Source organism: Cupriavidus sp. 86D6, from assembly GCF_057815095.1.
In genome coordinates this window covers 312753-329761 of record NZ_JBYPSB010000004.1, presented here as the reverse complement: position 1 = coordinate 329761, position 17009 = coordinate 312753, and the positions used below count along the sequence as shown (strand labels likewise).

Annotated in this window: 13 protein-coding genes; 5 read left to right on the top strand and 8 right to left on the bottom strand. The window is 66.9% G+C overall.

Annotation, left to right across the window (positions count from 1 at the left end; translation table 11 throughout):
* Positions 1-12: 12 nt before the first annotated feature.
* The 4 genes from AC3G88_RS12615 to AC3G88_RS12600 form a co-directional block, all read right to left on the bottom strand.
* The gene (locus AC3G88_RS12615) at positions 13-1734 is read right to left on the bottom strand and encodes an alpha/beta fold hydrolase (protein WP_488773028.1); all 1722 of its coding nucleotides are present in this window, start codon (positions 1732-1734) and stop codon (positions 13-15) included.
* A gap of 14 nt (positions 1735-1748) precedes the next feature.
* Positions 1749-2219, bottom strand: a complete 471-nt coding sequence (locus AC3G88_RS12610; RefSeq protein WP_487523782.1) for a MaoC family dehydratase — start codon at positions 2217-2219, stop codon at positions 1749-1751.
* Positions 2220-2464: 245 nt separating this feature from the next.
* Positions 2465-5197, bottom strand: a complete 2733-nt coding sequence (locus tag AC3G88_RS12605) for a winged helix-turn-helix domain-containing protein (protein WP_488773027.1) — start codon at positions 5195-5197, stop codon at positions 2465-2467.
* A gap of 445 nt (positions 5198-5642) precedes the next feature.
* Complete coding sequence (locus AC3G88_RS12600) at positions 5643-6632, bottom strand: zinc-dependent alcohol dehydrogenase family protein (protein WP_488773026.1); 990 nt, start codon at positions 6630-6632, stop codon at positions 5643-5645.
* A 107-nt stretch (positions 6633-6739) separates the two neighbouring features.
* Here AC3G88_RS12600 and AC3G88_RS12595 point away from each other — a divergent pair, with 107 nt between their 5' ends.
* The 4 genes from AC3G88_RS12595 to AC3G88_RS12580 all read left to right on the top strand — a co-directional run bounded on the left by AC3G88_RS12595 (position 6740) and on the right by AC3G88_RS12580 (position 10881).
* The gene (locus AC3G88_RS12595; RefSeq protein WP_488773025.1) at positions 6740-7639 is read left to right on the top strand and encodes a LysR family transcriptional regulator; all 900 of its coding nucleotides are present in this window, start codon (positions 6740-6742) and stop codon (positions 7637-7639) included.
* 209 nt (positions 7640-7848) lie between these two features.
* The gene (locus AC3G88_RS12590; RefSeq protein WP_488773024.1) at positions 7849-9342 is read left to right on the top strand and encodes an alpha/beta hydrolase; all 1494 of its coding nucleotides are present in this window, start codon (positions 7849-7851) and stop codon (positions 9340-9342) included.
* A gap of 215 nt (positions 9343-9557) precedes the next feature.
* Positions 9558-10235 carry a VIT1/CCC1 transporter family protein gene (locus tag AC3G88_RS12585; RefSeq protein ID WP_488893421.1) on the top strand — a complete coding sequence of 226 codons (678 nt, stop codon included), beginning with the start codon at positions 9558-9560 and terminating at the stop codon, positions 10233-10235.
* 142 nt (positions 10236-10377) lie between these two features.
* Entirely contained in the window at positions 10378-10881 is a 504-nt protein-coding gene (locus tag AC3G88_RS12580; RefSeq protein WP_488773022.1) for a hypothetical protein, read from the top strand.
* Between the two features lie 95 nt (positions 10882-10976).
* On the opposite strand, the gene AC3G88_RS12575 is transcribed toward AC3G88_RS12580, so the two are convergent.
* A complete protein-coding gene (locus tag AC3G88_RS12575; RefSeq protein WP_488773021.1) occupies positions 10977-11459 on the bottom strand; it encodes an aminoacyl-tRNA deacylase in 483 nt (160 codons plus the stop codon).
* Positions 11460-11733: 274 nt separating this feature from the next.
* Between AC3G88_RS12575 and katG the strand changes: the two genes are divergently transcribed.
* The gene (gene katG / locus AC3G88_RS12570) at positions 11734-13989 is read left to right on the top strand and encodes a catalase/peroxidase HPI (protein ID WP_488773020.1); all 2256 of its coding nucleotides are present in this window, start codon (positions 11734-11736) and stop codon (positions 13987-13989) included.
* Positions 13990-14105: 116 nt separating this feature from the next.
* On the opposite strand, the gene AC3G88_RS12565 is transcribed toward katG, so the two are convergent.
* From AC3G88_RS12565 to AC3G88_RS12555, 3 genes are all read right to left on the bottom strand, one after another.
* The gene (locus tag AC3G88_RS12565) at positions 14106-14804 is read right to left on the bottom strand and encodes a TetR/AcrR family transcriptional regulator (RefSeq protein ID WP_488773019.1); all 699 of its coding nucleotides are present in this window, start codon (positions 14802-14804) and stop codon (positions 14106-14108) included.
* A 61-nt stretch (positions 14805-14865) separates the two neighbouring features.
* Positions 14866-15456 carry a septation protein IspZ gene (locus tag AC3G88_RS12560; protein ID WP_488773018.1) on the bottom strand — a complete coding sequence of 197 codons (591 nt, stop codon included), beginning with the start codon at positions 15454-15456 and terminating at the stop codon, positions 14866-14868.
* A complete protein-coding gene (locus tag AC3G88_RS12555) occupies positions 15453-16919 on the bottom strand; it encodes a carotenoid oxygenase family protein (RefSeq protein WP_488773017.1) in 1467 nt (488 codons plus the stop codon). The genes AC3G88_RS12560 and AC3G88_RS12555 overlap by 4 nt, the downstream gene beginning before the upstream one ends.
* Positions 16920-17009 lie beyond the last annotated feature (90 nt).

Below are 17009 nucleotides of genomic sequence, written 5' to 3'. Positions count from 1 at the left end.
GGTCGCGCGCGATCACGCGCCGGTGACGTAGGTGCCCGGTGCGTCGCACAGGGCGGGGTGGCTAGCACTGCCCACCTGGGCCGGTGCATCGCGCCGGTCGCCGGATCGCTCGGCCAGCCACGTGCGCCAGTTGTCCCACCACGAATCGGGTTGCGCGGTGGCGCCGCCCAGCCAGGCCTCTGGATCTTCCGGCAGGGCCGCCTCGGCATTGACGAAGAACCTGGCCTTCGGGTTGCCCGGCGGGTTGATCAGGCTCTGGATGTGGCCGCTGGAACTCAGCACGAAGCGCGTATTGCCGCCGAACATGCGCGCCGTGTTGTAGACGCCCTTCCACGGGGTGATGTGGTCGGTGATGCCGCCCACCACGTACGTGTCGCAGGCCACCTTGGACAGATCCACCGGCGTGCCCAGCACGGTCAGCGCGCCGGGCCGGGCAAACACGTTGCCGGCGAAGATGTCGAGCAGCTGGCCGTGGAACTTGCCGGGCAGGCGCGTGGTGTCGTTGTTCCAGTACAGGATGTCGAACACTGGCGGGGCATTGCCCAGCAGGTAATTGTTGATCCAGTAGTTCCACACCAGGTCGTTCGGCCGCATCCATGCGAACACGCGGCCCATCTCGTTGCCTTCCAGCACGCCCTTCATGATGCTGTTCTGTTTGGCCGCCGAGATGCTCTCGGGCGTGGCAAACAGGCCGATCTGGGACTCCTCGCTGCTGTCCAGCACGGCCACCATCAGCGTGGCCGCATGGACCAGGCGTTCGCCGCGCGCTTCCAGATGGCCCATCAGCGCCGACATGGTCATGGCCCCGGAACAGGCGCCGTGCAAGTTCACATCGTCGCTGCCGGTGATCTCGCGCACCGCGTGGATGGCTTCGATCAGCGCCGACACGTAGGTGTCCATGTCCCAGTCGCGATGCTCGATGGTCGGATTGCGCCAGCTCACGGCAAACACCTGGAATTCGCTCTGCAGCAGATAGCCGACGATGCTCTTGCCCTTCGACAGGTCGAACACGTAGTACTTGTTGATCTGCGGCGGCACGATCAGCTGCGGGCGCCCGTGCACCTTCGCCGTCGCCGGCTTGTACTGGATCAGTTCCAGCACCTCGTTGCGGAACACCACGGCACCGGGCGACGTGGCCAGGTTCTTGCCCACCTCGAAGGCCGACGTATCGACCTGCGACGGCATGCCCTGGTTGCGCACGGCGTCCATGATGGCGTTCTTGATGCCGGAGACCAGGCTGGTGCCGCCCGATTCGACGATCTTGCGCAGCGCGGCCGGATTGCCGAGCAGCGTGTTGGTCGGCGCCAGCGCGTCGGTCATCAGCTGCAGGACGAACTGCGCGCGCTCCTTGCTGCGGTCGTCCAGCGCGGACCGATCCACAAAGCCGCCCAGCGCGTTGCACCAGGCCAGATAGCTCTGCATTGCCACCCGATAGAACGGGTTGCTCTGCCAGGCGCTGTCGATAAATCGCTTGTCGCCTTTCTGCGGCGCGGGGCCGCCCTTGCCGGCCAGCGCCGCCACCAGTTCGCGCGTCAGCGCGGCGCCTTGTTCGACCAGCAGCCCGGGCTGGCGCACGGTCTGCGCGCCCACCTGGCGCACGGTGTCCAGCACGTCGCACGGGCGCAGTCCGATGAAGGGGTTGAGCTTCGGCCGGTTTGTGCCGGCGTGGCCTTCCTCTTTCAGGCCTTCCGACGCGGCCAGGGCGCGCACGGGGGATTCCACGTTGGCTTGCATGTCTTCGGCTCCTGTCAGCGCGCGGCCATCAGCATGGCCAGCGATTCCGCCAGCAGCGCCGGTCTGGTTTCGCCTTCGATTTCCAGCGTATTGATCAGCCGGGCGATCACCCGGCCGTCGCCCTTGTCTTCCACCGCCGCCAGCGTCACGCGGTTGCGCACCCGAGCGCCGGCCTTGACCGGCGACAGGAAGCGCACCTTGTCGAGCCCGTAGTTCAGGCCCGCGCTGGCATCGTGGGGCACCACGCCCACTTCCATCGACAGCGACGCCAGCAGCGACAGGCTCAGGTAGCCGTGCGCGATGGTGCCGCCGAACGGGCTCTCGCGCTGTGCGCGGTCCACGTCCACGTGGATCCACTGGCGGTCGCCCGTGCAGTCGGCAAAGGCATCGACGCGGGCCTGATCGACGATCAGCCAGCCCGATACGCCAAGCTCGCGCCCGACGAAGTCGCCCAGGGTGTTCATGCTGTAGCCAGCAATGGTCATGGTGTTGTCTCCTCGCACGCATTCCCTCGTGCATTCGTTTTGGCCTGTGGTGCGCCGGAGCCGTCACCCCAGGCGGGATTCAGGCGGCGCGCTGTATGGATGCCATGTTGGCCGTGCAGCCGGGATGGCCGTATCCCCCAAAGAGGGGACCGGAAAGGGGAGCGCGGGGAGAGGAGACCGGGGAGGGGGGGAGGGCGGGGAGGGCGGGGAGGGCGGGGAGGGCGGGGAGGGCGCCGGCGCGGGTGTCAGTGCCCGGTCACCAGCCCCAGCGATTGCGCACGTGCGACGGCGTGCGCACGTTTTTCCACTGACAGCTTGACGAAGATGCTCTTGATATGGGTCTTGACGGTCTCGGGCGCGATGCCCAGCGTCCGCGCGATTTCCTTGTTCGACTGGCCAGCCGCGATCAGCGCCAGGATGCCGCCTTCGCGCGCGCTCAACGCCTCGCGCACCGACGCCGACGACGCCTTTTGCCGCATCTGGTAGCGTTCGTTGCAACGTTCGCGCAGTTCGTCGATGCAGGCCAGCCGTTGCGCGCCGCCGCTGGCGGCGACGGTAGCCTGTCTGACCAGCTCCAGTAGGGCCCCGACGCCGGGCCCCTGGTCCAGGATGATCCGGTACGCACGCGCGGATTCGATGGAAGCCAGCACCCGGCTGCATTCCTCGACGGCCCGCTCCGCCGCACCGCTGGCCTGGCAAGCCAGTGCCAGCAGGGTGCGGGCGCGTAGCGCGAGGTAGTTGGGGTGCCGCTGCGGAAGGCGCCGGAGCAGGGCATCCAGCAGGCGCACGGCGTCATCCGGCCGTGCCCCGGCCATGGCCAGGCTGGCAGCACCCAGCGTCCGATAACGGTCGAGTTCGCTGGCGCAGGCCTCGCAATCGGGCGCATCGACGGTGTTCACCAGTCTGTCGATCTGTTCGACGCACGCAGCGGCCTCCCGGGCGCGGCCCTCGGCAAGCAGCAGCCGGACACGCTCCAGGAGGATGGCCGCCACCAGCCGGTGCCACGCGCGTTGATGGCCAATCGTCAACGCCTGTTCGACCCACGCGTGGGCCTGGTCCAGGTGCCCGCGCGCCGCCGCAATGCGGACCAGCAACGTATAGGCCACCAGCACGCTGTCCAGCAGGACCGCCGCGTCGATGACCGGCATGCGTTCCACCAGCAGCGTTTCGGCGTCTTCGAGCCGGTCCTGCTCGTAGCGCAGCTGGGCCAGCGCGGGCGCGCACAGCGCGGCGGCCGTCGAGGCAGGCCCGGCGTTGTCTTCGGCAAACCGCATCGCCTGCAGAAAGTACCGCTCGGCCACGTCGAAACGCATCTGCTGCAATTCCGCAAGGCCCAGCAGGCAAAGCCGGTAGACCGAAGACAGCGGGTAGCGCCGGTTTTCGTCGGGCGAGTAGGGGATCCATGGCGTGGCATACAGCCGTTCCAGATCGCCGGACTTCCAGTGCGCGAACCGCACGACGTTGCTGAGCACGTTGATCATCCACGGGTCGTCCGACAGCGGGCGGCTCAGGCAGTCTTCCGCCAGCCGCAGCGCGCCTTGGGCATCGTCGCGCAAGGCGGCAAGCAGGGCGCGTATCGCCCTGCATTCCCACAGGTGGCGTTCGCGATCGGCCTCGGGCCCTTGTGCGGCATCCTGCTCGATGGCTTCCACCATCGCGGACGCCTCTTCGAAACGCATGGCCAGCGCCATGCCCCGTGCCAGCGCCAGGCGCACGTCAACCTGCCCACGCATGATGTCAGGCGGCAAACGCCGCTGCCAGCCAAGCAGCGTCTTCAGATCACCCTGGCGGACCAGCGACATCGCACATTGGCCAATCAGCGCAACGGCATCGGCGGCATCGCCGGCTTCCAGCGCATGCCAGACGGCGTCGGTCCACAGTGCCTGCGCGGCATACCAGCGCGACGCGCGCCGATGCAGGTCTGCAATGTCGATGTCGGCGGCGGTCTCCAGCCGCTGGCGCAGGTAGTCGCGCAGCAACTGGTGGTAGCGAAACCAGCGGCCCTCGACGTCCAGCGGATCGAGCAACAACTGACGCGCGGCCAGCGCCTGGAGCATGTTCTGGCTGTGCGCCGCGCCCGTAACGGCCATGCAGAGCGGCGCGGAAAGCCGGTCCAGGATGGCGGTGCGCACCATGAAATCGACCAGTTCCGAGGTCTGGCAGGCCAGCATCTCTTCCAGATAGGCCGCGATAGGCCGCGCCGTGCCCGATGGCGCCACCCAGGCGCCCGACTGGCTGCGGGCCAGCATCGGCGCGGACAGGCGCAACGCGGCTGCCCAGCCTTCGGTCGAGGCGTGCAAGGCGTCTACCGAGGCCTGCGGCAGACCCCCCGCGCATTCGCGCTGCACGAACCGCCCGGTTTCGTCGGCACTGAAGCGCAACATCGTGGCGTCGATCTCAAGCAGCGCATTGCCGGCCCGCAACCGTGCCAGCGGCAAGGGCGGGTCCGCACGCGTGCCCAGCACCAGATGGAAGTTCGACGGCGCGTGGGCCAGTAGCAGCGCCACGGCTTCATGAATCGATTCAGTACCGATCAGGTGATAGTCGTCCACGAACAGGAACAACTCGTCGTCGATCTCGGCCAGCGCGTTGACCAGCGTGGCAATCACCGCGCGCGGGACAAGCAGCGAAACCTCACCGGCAAGCCCCGGCGGCGCGCCTTCAGCGACACAGGCACCGTACAGCGACTGCGCCAGATGACTCAGAAAATGTGCAGGCTCGTCATCTTCCTGATCCACCGACAACCAGGCAACACGAGCGCCATCGGCGCGCAGCCGGTCAAGCCACGCAATGCAAAGCGATGTCTTGCCGAAACCTGCCGGCGCCTTGATAACGGTCAGCCGCTTGTCCCGACCCTGGCCAAGCACGTCCAGCAGGCGCGGACGTTCGATCAATCCGGCCGGCAGACGCGGCGCAAGGATCTTGGTCGCCAGCAGAAACGGAACGGACGGCGCGGACGGGTCCGCAGGAACAGACACCGATGCTTCCGCGACGCGCCGACCGGAAGCACGATTGCGGGCCGCCGGCCTTTTCCCAGGCGGCGCCGATGGAAAGAGTGGGCCTTCGCGCATGAAGTTGATTCTAGGCGCGACAACTCCCGATTCAAGCCGGGCCAGCGCGTGGGCAAGAGGCGGTTGGGCGGCGCCGTGCTGGCCGAAGTGTTCTCGAAATGGCGCGCATCTTATTTAACATAAGATAGATTATTGCTATAACGTATGTTGGGGCTAAATTGCCCAGGTCGGCCTCAATCTCGCCGACGCAACCCCAGCAGTCACCGCCACAGTTCATCGACAAGGGGTCGTCGAACAGATCGAGTGCTGGCCCAAAATTGTCAGGGATCTACGTCGGTATGTCGAACGGCCGCTTCCACAACCAGCAAGCCGCCAGATGGTCCCGGAATTCCACTTAACGTGCCGCAGCACATCAAACCGTCACCACGATCTTGCCGAACTGCTCGTTCGACTCAAGAAAGCGGTGCGCATCGACGATCTGGTCAAAGGCGAAGGTCCTCGCAATCACCGGCCGAAACGCCCCCGATTCCAGTCCGTCGATGATGAATGCCTTGGCCGCCTCAAGTTTCACCGGGTCGCCGGTGATCTCGTGCACGAGGTAACCGCGCAGCGTCAGGGTCTTGCTCAGTACGTCAAACAAGGGAAAAGGCGTCGGCTCCGTACTGAGGCCTCCATATTCGATGAGTATTCCGCCGCGCGACATCGCTGCCGTCAGCGGCTGGAAGATCGGGCCGCCGATTGCGTCCAGCACGACCCGCACGCCAGCTGAGCCCGTTATCTCCTGCAACCGGGTGGCGAGATCGACGTTGGCAGTGGCAATCACGTGGGCGGCGCCTGCGGTCAGCAGGTCGCGCGCCTTGGCGGAAGTCCGCGTGATCGCGATCGGCGTCGCCCCTACCCTGTTCGCGATCTGAATCGCGGCCAACCCGACGCTGCTGGACGCCGCCGTCACGGCCACAAAGTCTCCCGGGCCGAGCTTGGCGATGTCGATCAACGCACCATAGGCGGTGAGATACGGCATCCACACTGCAGCGGCCTCCTCCCAACCCAGCGTTCGCGGATGCCTGACGACAAGTGGGGCGGGAAACGTCACCAACTCGCCGTACGCGGGCCAGCGAACCATCGACTGCGGCGGCACAACGCTGACGGCATCGCCCGGCGCAATCGCCGTGACACCGGTGCCCACCGCCTCGACAACGCCCGCGGCCTCAAGCCCGAGCCCGGACGGAAATGTCGGCCGCTCGATATACGTCCCGGCACGCAGCAGCGCCTCGGCACGATTGAGCCCCAGCGCCTTGACTCGAATCTGTACCTCGCCCGGCCCCGGCGGCGGAACTTCGACGTGCTCGATGCGCAGGACCTCGGGTCCCCCATGCTGATGAAACCGGACAACGCGTGCCATGAATTCCCTCCCAGTCGAAACTTGTTGAAGTGAATCCACTGTAGTCCCGCACGTTTCGCGGATAAACGGCGGATAATCGACGACAGTCGAAACCAATGGTTTTTAATATGGACCGTCTGACCAGCATGGCCGTCTTTGTAAAAGCCGTCGATCTGGGCTCGTTTGCGGCCGCCGCTGATGTGCTGGGCCTATCCGCCCCCATGGTCGGCAAACATGTTCACGCATTGGAAACCCGCCTTGGCGTGCGCTTGCTGATTCGCACCACGAGGCGCCAGAGCCTGACGGACTTCGGGCAGGCCTACTACGATCGCTGCAAGGTCGTGCTGGCGGAGGCTGAGGCCGCAGATGCGCTTGCGGCCGATCAGTTCGGCGAACCGCGCGGGAGGTTGCGTGTCACCATGCCCGTGCACTTTGGCCGGCTTTGCGTGGCCCCGGTGCTACTGCGATTTGCGCAGACGTATCCGGCGCTGGAGCTCGATCTGTCATTCAATGACCGTTTCGTCGATCTGGGCGAAGGCGACTTCGACATCGCCATCCGTACCGGCGATCTGGACGACAAGGCTGGCGTGATCGCGCGTCGTGTCGCACGCCAACCGATGATCGTCTGCGCTTCGCCCGCCTATCTCAAGGCGCACGGCCAGCCCGCCACCGTCGACGCGCTCCAGCGGCACCAAGCCATCGTGTACAGACGCTCAGGCCGGGTCAGCCCGTGGCTGTTTCCCAGGGAAGGGCTTCCGCCGGAAGAGATGATTCCGCTCAACCGGGTCCGGATGGATGATCTCGACGCCATTGCCGAGGCCGCGACGCGCGGCATGGGACTCGCCTGGCTTCCCTATTGGCTTGTCAGCGATCGCATCCGGTCGGGGGTGTTGGTCGCTCTATTGCCGGACCGGCCGGCATTTCTTTACGACGCCTACGCGTTGTGGCTGCAGGCGCCTCACTTGCCGCGCAAAGTCCGCATGGCCGTCGACGCGCTCGTTGAGGCTTTGCCCGCGCTGATGACGTAAGTGGCAGGTTCAGGAAGTCGAACGCGCATGTTGCACCGCGCAACGCCCCAGTCGGACACCCGTTTGAACATTGGCGTGACGTATCGCCGCGGTTACATTGGCCGGGCGTTGCGTCACGCGGGGGAAGCATGTCGTGAAAGCATGATGGCGGTCGAGGACGCGTGCCGACGCACTCCCACACGCACGATAAAGAAGACAGAGGAGACATCATGCATCGCGTATTCCAGAGCACTGCCCTGGCGTTGGCGGCCGGCTTCCTGCTGTACGGCTGTGGTGGCGGCGACGACAACGGTTCGGCCACCACCGCATCCACACCCGCTCCCACAGCGCCGACGGTCCAGCCCGAAGAGGTACGTCCGCAAGACAGCCGGACCTTCACCGTCGATACCAACGCGCTGGCAGCAAAACTGGCGCCGCTGGCCGGCGCGCCTGCGTCCGACCGCTGGTCCGGTCAGCTCGGCAATGCCGGTTATGTCGTGGAAGTGCCCGCCGCCTGGAACGGCAAGCTCGTGATGTATGCCCACGGCTACGCCGGGATGGGTTCCGCGCTGTCCGTCACCATTCCGGGCATCCGCCGGCATCTGCTGGAAGCCGGCTACGCGTGGGCCGCGTCCACCTATTCCACCAACTACTACGACGTCCGCGCCGGCCTGGAGGACACCAACGCGCTGGCGCTGGCGTTTACCGATATTGCGAAGAAGAATGGCCGCACGCTGGCCGCGCCCACCCGCACATATATCGTTGGCCATTCGATGGGCGGGCATGTGGCGGCTGCCGCCGTGGATGCCGAGAATATCCAGACCGCCGTGCACAAGGTGTCGTACAACGGCTCGGTGCCGATGTGCGCCGTGCTGGGCGACACCGAACTCTTCAATTACTTCGGTGGCTATCAGACTGCCGCGCAGCAGTTGGCTGGCATGCCGGCCACATCGTGGCCGGTCACGAACTGGGCGCAGATCGTGGCGCCGTTGATGTCGGCGTTGTTCACCACCTACCCCTCGGCGACGACCGCCGCGGGCGACAAGCTCAAGGCCGTGGTCAAGAACCTGACCGGCGGCGAGCGCCCGCTGTTCGAGCTCGGCTTCGGGCAAAGCCCCGCGTCGAAGGCTTACCAGGACGCGGTGTGGAGCACGTTCGGCTCCGACGGCACCGTCAACGGCATCCTGACGCAAAACGTGGTGGACACCACCGCCCTGCTCTACCAGTTCGACAACGACCCGGCCCAGTCCGCCGAGGAACAGGCGTTCAATGCGGCGATTTTCCGGGTGCGCCCGGTCGCCGATGCCAACCGGCTGCGCCGCGACGGCCTGCGCTGGATTCCGCAGAACGCCGCGAAAATCAGCGTGCCGGTGCTGACGCTGCATACGCTGGGCGACATGTACGTGCCGTTCAGCATGGAGCAGATCTACAAGCGCCGCGCCGACGCCAACGGCACGGCGTCCTGGCTGGTGCAGCGCGCGATCCGCGGCATCGCGCACTGCGATTTCACGGTGGCGGAGCAGACCAGGGCCTTCGACGACATGGTGACGTGGGAGCAGACCCACACGCGACCCGCCGGCGACGATGTACTGACGGCGTCCGTCGTGGCCGATGCCAGGTATGGCTGCACGTTCACCGACAATACCGTGGGTGCCGACGACGACCCCGTGACGAAGAACCTGCGACTGGTGATCGCAGCGACGCCCGGCACCAGCTGCCAGTAGCAAGGCGGCCGCCGCTCGGCGGCTTCCGTCACGCGCAGGCGGATGCCGCCGTCCGCCCGGTCTGCCAGCCCCGGGCAATCCCTGCCGTTGCCGCCCCCCCATTGCCCCAATGAGCGCCGCCCACGCTGCACGCTAGGACGTTGGTCCAATGGCAGCACCGTCCGGATCGGTCTACCGTGTCCTGACCCGTTGCTGGCACATGGGGAGGAACCAGCATGTCGGCTATCAATCCGTCACAGAGCGACAGCGTCGAGGATCGGGCTCCGGCCCTGGACGTGGTCGATCGCGTATCCGAAATGTGTTTCGGGCTGTACATGGCGCTGACGTTCGTGGGCGCCGTGTCGTCCGCCACGGCCGGGCCCGATGCCGCCCAGACCATGCTGCGTGCCGCTCTCGGCTGCAATCTCGCCTGGGGGCTGGTCGACGCGATCATGTATCTGGTGCGGACGCTGGCCGGGCGCGGCATGCTGCAGAAGCATGCCCTGACGGCCAAGCATGGCGACGCGCCCTCGGGCATCGCGGCGATCCGCGACGCGCTGCCGCCCGCCATGAATCCGCACATTGCCAACGAGGATCTCGAACCGGTACGGCTACGGCTGGTGTCCGGCGCCACCGTGCCGGACCGCCCGACGCTGCATGGCGGCGACTTTCTTGCCGCGATCCGCATCTTCTTTATCGTCGTGCTGTCCACGTTCCCGGTGGCCCTGCCCTTCGTGCTGCTGCACGACCTGTCCACGGCGCTGCTGGTGTCCCGGGTGCTGACGCTGATCATGCTGTTCGTCGGCGGTGCGGCGCTGGGCCACTACGGCGGGATCAACCCCTGGCGGGCCGGATTCTGGATGATGGCGCTCGGCGTGGCCGTCACCATCGCCGTCATCGCGCTGGGGGGATAAGATGCGCGCGCCCCTGGTGGCAGCTGCGATCTGGCTCGCGGCAAATGGCGTGCAGGCCCAGGAGGTCGCCGTTATCCCGCCGGCGCCCGCTGCGGATACCCCGCCGCCCGCCTGGAGTTTCCTGGCGACCGGCTTCTGGAACATGCCACGACACGAAGACAGCTACGCTTCGGGCATTTTCGGGGCCGATCATGGCCAGTTGCATCTCGAAGCGCGCGTCAACTACGAGGCCAGGCATGCCCAGTCGGGTTTCGTCGGCTGGTCGTTCTCGGGCGGGGAAACGTTCCAGTACAAGGTCACGCCCATCGTGGGCGTCGTGGTGGGCAGCGCGCACGGGCCCATTGCCGGCGTGGAGGCCAGCCTCGCGGTCAGCAAGTTCGATTACTACATCGAAGCCGAGTATCTGCCCGGCACGGGTTCCACCACGCCCTATACCTATGCGTGGAGCGAACTGGGATTCCGCCCCGTCCAGTGGCTGCGTGTGGGTCTGGTCGCCCAGCGCACGCGGATCTACGGCGGCGATCGCGAGTTCCAGCGCGGCGGCCTGGTACAGCTCACGTTGGGCAAGGTCACCGGCAGCGTCTACTGGTTCAATCCGGCATCGCACGATCAGGTGGTCATCGCCGCCATGACGCTCGCGTTCTAGCGCGTGCGCCGGCCTGCCGGAACCCGCCCGGCTACCGGCATACCGGCAGGGGGCCAGATCGTCACGTATGCCGTGGGAGCGGCCGCGCGCCGTGCCTACATGACCCGATGCGCAAAATGGCCGCGCCGCGCTTCGGACATCAGCTGCGCGAAATCGTCCACGTTCATATGGACCAGCGCCTCGCGGTCGCCGGCCTCGAAGTAGACGTCATCGTGGGTCAGCAGGCTGTCGTCGATCCAGGTCAGCGTGCCGTAGGCCATGCCGACCGGCGGCAATGCCTGCCGATCGCAGTCGCGGAACACCTCGCGCACGCCGTCGGCACGGGCGTAGGCCACCTTGCGCCCGGTCTGCTCGCGCAGTTCGGCCAGCTTCAGGTGATGGCTGGCAGGAATCACGGCGGCCAGGTAGCCCTTGTCGTCCTCCAGCAGCACCGTGCGGGCCAGCCGGTCGGCGGGGATGCTGCGGGCCGCGTCGTCGCCGGGGTGGGCCAACTGTCCGGGCCGCCCGGGGCGACGCACGGTTTCGAACCGGGCCTCGGTCCTGCTCAGGCATCGCGCCAGCTTCGTCGCCATGGTCATGATTGCCGCCTCCCGGCGTCACGCGCCGCAGTGGTCTGGTGTACCGGAACTATAGGTCAGGCGCCGCCCCCAATGGTCGGTGCTAACCCGAATCGTCATGGCGCCACCCCCATAGCAATGCCCTATCGCGCCGATTGCAAAGCTCTCATGTTGTTGGCATGCGCTCTCGCCTATATTTCTCGTGCGACAGGGTCTGCCCAGGCAGAGCCTCGTGGAAGTGTTGACGCGTGAAGACAGACAAGAACTACCGTTTGGATCCCCCAAAGGAGAGAGCATGTCTAACGAAAAGTGTCCCTTCAACCATGCCGCCGGCGGCGGGACCACCAATGCGGACTGGTGGCCGAAACAGCTGCGGCTCGACCTGCTGGCCCAGCATTCGGACAAGAGCAACCCGCTGGGCGAGACATTCGACTACGCCGCGGCCTTCAAGAGTCTCGACTACGCCGCGCTGAAGCAGGACCTGGCCCACCTGATGACCGATTCGCAAGACTGGTGGCCGGCCGACTTTGGCCACTACGGTCCGCTGTTCATCCGCATGGCCTGGCACAGCGCCGGCACGTACCGCATCGGTGACGGCCGGGGGGGTGGCGGACGCGGCCAGCAACGTTTTGCGCCGCTCAACAGCTGGCCCGACAACGTCAGCCTGGACAAGGCCCGCCGGCTGCTATGGCCCGTCAAGCAGAAATACGGCCAGAAGATTTCGTGGGCCGACCTGATGATCCTGGCCGGCAACGTCGCGCTGGAATCCATGGGCTTCAAGACCTTCGGCTTTGGCGCGGGCCGCGAAGACACCTGGGAACCCGACCAGGACGTCTACTGGGGCGATGAAAAGACCTGGCTCGGCGGCGATATCCGCTACGGCAAGGGCGCGGCCGGCAGGCAGGACGATGGCGGCGTGCTGGTGGCCGATGTGGAAAAACACGGCGAGGAAGTCAGCCGCACCGACCCGGGCCGCAATCTGGAAAATCCGCTGGGCGCGGTGCAGATGGGCCTGATCTACGTGAACCCGGAAGGCCCGGACGGCAATCCCGACCCCCTTGCCGCGGCCTACGACATCCGCGACACGTTCGGCCGCATGGCCATGGACGACGAGGAAACCGTGGCGCTGATTGCCGGCGGCCATACCTTCGGCAAGACGCACGGCGCGGGCCCGGCCAGCAACGTCGGGCCGGAACCCGAGGCGGCCGCGCTGGAACTCCAGGGGCTGGGCTGGCAGAACAAGTACGGCACCGGCAAGGGCGCGGACACCATCACCAGCGGCCTGGAAGTGACGTGGAGCAGCACGCCGACCCAATGGGGCCAGGGTTTCTGGGAAAACCTGTTCAACTTCGAGTACGAGTTGACCAAGAGCCCGGCCGGCGCCAACCAATGGGTGGCCAAGGATGCACCCGAGACGGTGCCGCACGCGCACGATCCGTCGAAGAAGCTCAAGCCGACCATGTTGACCACCGACCTGTCGCTGCGCTTCGACCCGGTCTACGAGAAGATCTCGCGCCGCTTCAAGGACGATCCGAAGGCCTTTGCCGATGCCTTCGCCCGTGCCTGGTTCAAGCTGACCCACCGCGACATGGGCCCGGTGGCGCGCTACCTGGGCCCCGAAGTGCCCACCGAGGAACTGCTCTGGCAAGACCCGATCCCGAAGGTGGACCACCCGCTGGTGGACGACAAGGACATCGCCGCGCTCAAGCAGCAGGTGCTGGCGTCGGGGCTGTCGATCTCCGAGCTGGTCAAGACGGCGTGGGCGTCGGCCTCGACCTTCCGCGGCTCCGACAAGCGCGGCGGCGCCAACGGTGCCCGTATCCGCCTGGCCCCGCAGAAGGACTGGGCGATCAACGAGCCCGATCAGCTTGGCAAGGTACTGTCCAGGCTCGAAGCCATCCAGAAGGACTTCAACGGCGCGGCGTCGGGCGGCAAGAAGGTCTCGCTGGCTGACCTGATCGTCCTGGCGGGCAATGCGGCCATCGAGAAGGCAGCGGAAAAGGCCGGCAAGACGCTGACCGTGCCGTTCTCGCCGGGCCGCATGGATGCGTCGCAGGACCAGACCGACGTGAAGTCGATGAACGCCATGGAGCAGACCGCCGACGCGTTCCGCAACTACATCAACCCGCGCGTGCGCGTGCCGGCCGAGCACATGATGATCGACAAGGCGCAGCTGCTGACGCTGACCGCGCCAGAGATGACGGTGCTGATTGGCGGCCTGCGCGTGCTGAACGTCCATCATGGCAAGGATGCGCACGGGGTGCTGACGGACCGGCCCGAGACGCTGACCAACGACTTCTTCCGCAACCTGCTCGACATGAGCCTGGAGTGGACGCCGCTGTCGCGCGACGTGTTCGAGGGCGCCGATCGCAAGACCGGCGCGGTCAAGTGGACCGGCTCGCGGGTCGACCTGGTGTTCGGCTCGCACGCGCAGTTGCGGGCGCTGTCCGAGGTGTACGCCAGTGCCGACGGCGCAGACAGGTTCTACACGGACTTTGTCGCCGCCTGGGCCAAGGTGATGGACCTCGACCGCTTCGACCTGCGCAAGTGATGTAGCCTGTGGCATGCGGGGCGCCGATCGGTATCGGCGCCCCTTTTCCTTGGCTTTTCCTTGGCTTTTCCTTGGCTATTCTTTGGCTTTTCTTTGGCTTTTGACGCCGGGGCCGTTCAGGCGGTGCACGCCCTCAATGCCTGCAGGCAAAATTCCGCCACCACACCGGCCATCTGGTCGATGTCGAGCGGTTCGGCCGATAGCGCCGATAGCGCCGACAGGCGCGCGTTGCTGGCGGTAGCCGTGGCCAGGCCGTGGGCGGCGATCCAGACGGCGAAGGCCAGTTGTTCTTCGGTCAGGTGGGCAGGCGCCTTGCCGTCCAGGCACGCGGCCACGGCCTCGCGCACGCGCGAGAACGAGTCGCCGGCGGCCTGCGTCAGTTCCGGGTAGTCGCTGCGGCGCGCGACGCCGGGGCCGAACATCAGGTGGAAGCGCGCCGGATAGGTGTGGGCGAATTCCGCATAGCCCACCAGCAGGCCGCGCAGGCGGTCGGCCGGGGTGGCGTTGGGCAGCCGGGCGGCGCGTTCGCTCCTGAAATGCTTGAGTTCGCGGAACGCCTGCGCGGCAATGGCCGCCAGCAGGCCGTTGCGGTCTTGGAAGTGGTGCGATGGCGCGCCGGCCGACACGCCAGCAAGCCGGGCGGCGGTGCGCATGCTCATGGCGGCCACGCCTTCGGTATCGATCAGATGCAGGCCCCAGGCGATCAGCGACGCGCGCAGATCGCCGTGGTGCCACTGCCCTTCCGGCTTGGTGGCCGCCCCCGTGGGCGTCTTGCGGGGCCGGGGCGCACGGGTCGCCTTGGATGGCTCGGTCATGCCGGGTTGCTGCCTGGTGTCGCGGGGTTCCATGCTACCGCGGCCGTCGCGCATCCGGCGGTTACAGAGCCGCCTGGCTGTCCAGCGCGGCCTCGGCGTCGGCGACCGGGGCCGGGCGCCGGCGCAACGCGGCTTTCACCACGCCGTACTGCACGCAGAACAGCACGCCCTTGGACACCGCCGGATAGATCGCGATAAAGGCCGGCCACGACGCCGGGTGCCAGATCGCCACCGCTGCGTTCAGCGCGGCGGACACCAGCATCAGCACCGCCCAGGCGTAGCCGAAGAACGTCATCTCGGGCTCCACGCGCGGCGCGATGGCGGTCGGCACATAGCGGTTCATCCAGCCGCCGCGCAGCATGACCACGCCGATCACCAGGAACAGGATGCTCGGTTTGGCCATCACGAAGCGCGGATCGGACGTGACCCAGGTGGCGATCGACGACACCACGACCGACGCCAGGCTGATCCACTGCAGCACTGCCACGCGGCGCCGGTGGACGATTTCCCGGCCGACCACGGCCAGTGCCACGACCAGCCCCGCCAGCGTGGCGATGCGGACATCCACGTTCAGCGCCATCAGCACGGCAAACACCAGCACACCCAGCGTGTCGAGCATGACGGGCCACGCCACCCGCAGGAGCCGGCTCATGCGTTGGCTCCTTCCACCCAGTTGCCGTGGAAGCCGAACGGCACGCGCTGCGGCAGCTCCACCGTGGCCACCGGCCCGGCCTCGATATCCAGGGCATCAAGCACCAGCAGTTCACTGGTATGCGATGCAGCGCGCCACACCACGGCCAGCAGCCAGCCGTCGCCCTCGGCGCGGCCACGCGGCGCGAACACCGGCTCGGAGGTCGCGTCGCCCGGCGGCAGCCACAACGTGGCCTGGGCGCCGGTCACGGCGTCGAGATGCACGATGCCCTGCCGTTCCGCCTCGTCCGATGGCCCCTGGCGCGCGGCTTCCCCGGGCACCGACGCGGCGAACCAGCCATGCCGGTGCTGGCGACCGGCAAGCCGGTCGTCGATGCGCGGAAATTCGCCCGGGATGTCGCACAGGCGCTGGCTGGTGAAGGTGTCGCGGCCATTGGCCAGATCGAAGGTCCAGCGGGTCAGGTAGGCCAGCTGGCGCGACCGGTCGCCCGGCGACCCGTCCGGGCGCGGAAACAGCGGCGCCTCGTCGTAGACCATGACGTCGGCGTGTATCGTGTCGCCCTCTTCCCACGCGTTCATCGCGTGGAACACATAGCACGGCGGGCCCTGGAACCAGCGCGGCACGCCGGACGGTGCATCGCGCCGCATGATGCCGATCATCGACGGCCGGTCTGCCTCGAATGCATACGGCGGCAGGCCTTTGTCCAGCCGCTCGCGGCTGCCTGTCAGCGGCAGGACCGGAAACAGCAGATGCCGCGTGGTCATCATGAAGTCATGGACCATGCTGCAGTACGGCGTGTCGAACTTGAGATGCCGGGTCAGCCGCGCATCGGGGCCAATGGTGCCGGTGGTGATGGCAGCCGTCAGCGGGCCATCGGCGTTGTATCCGAAGAAGAACATTTCGCCGGTCAGCGGATCAATCTTCGGATGGGCCGTGAACGGACCCTGCAGCGGACCATAGTCGGCGTAGCCCAGCGTTTCGAGCGTGCCGGGCGTCATACACGTCGGCCGGTGCGCCTCCTCCAGCGCCAGCAGCCGCTGGCCGTGCCACACGATATGGGTGTTGGCCACGCCCCGGTCGTCGCCCGCCCATTCAGGGGCATCGGGCAGCTTGCCCGCAAACGCGCGGAACAGCGCGCGGCCGGCCCGATCTTCGTCGCGCCATTTCGGCGTGCGGACCCAGCGGTTGCGATAGCTGGCCGCGCCATCGGCCAGCGCAATGGCGTGGATCATGCCGTCCCCGCCGAACCAGTGCGTGGCCGCCGTCGGAAAACGCGGATTCGGACCATTCCGATACAAGGTGCCGGCCAGTTCCCGGGGCAGCTCGCCCCGCACCCTGAGCCCGGCGGCGGCGATTTCCCGGGTCACCGGCGCAAAGTTGCCCTTCGACCAGATGCCGTCCGGCGCTGGCTGGGCTGCCTTGCCATGCGCCTCTTCCTGCACGCGTTGCTGCGCTGTTTCCACGCTGTCTCCCCGATCCGAACTGATCACTGTTCAGTTTGCGTATTCAAGGCGGCGTGCAAGGGGAAGTCAAGGATATCTGGCTTGGGGATT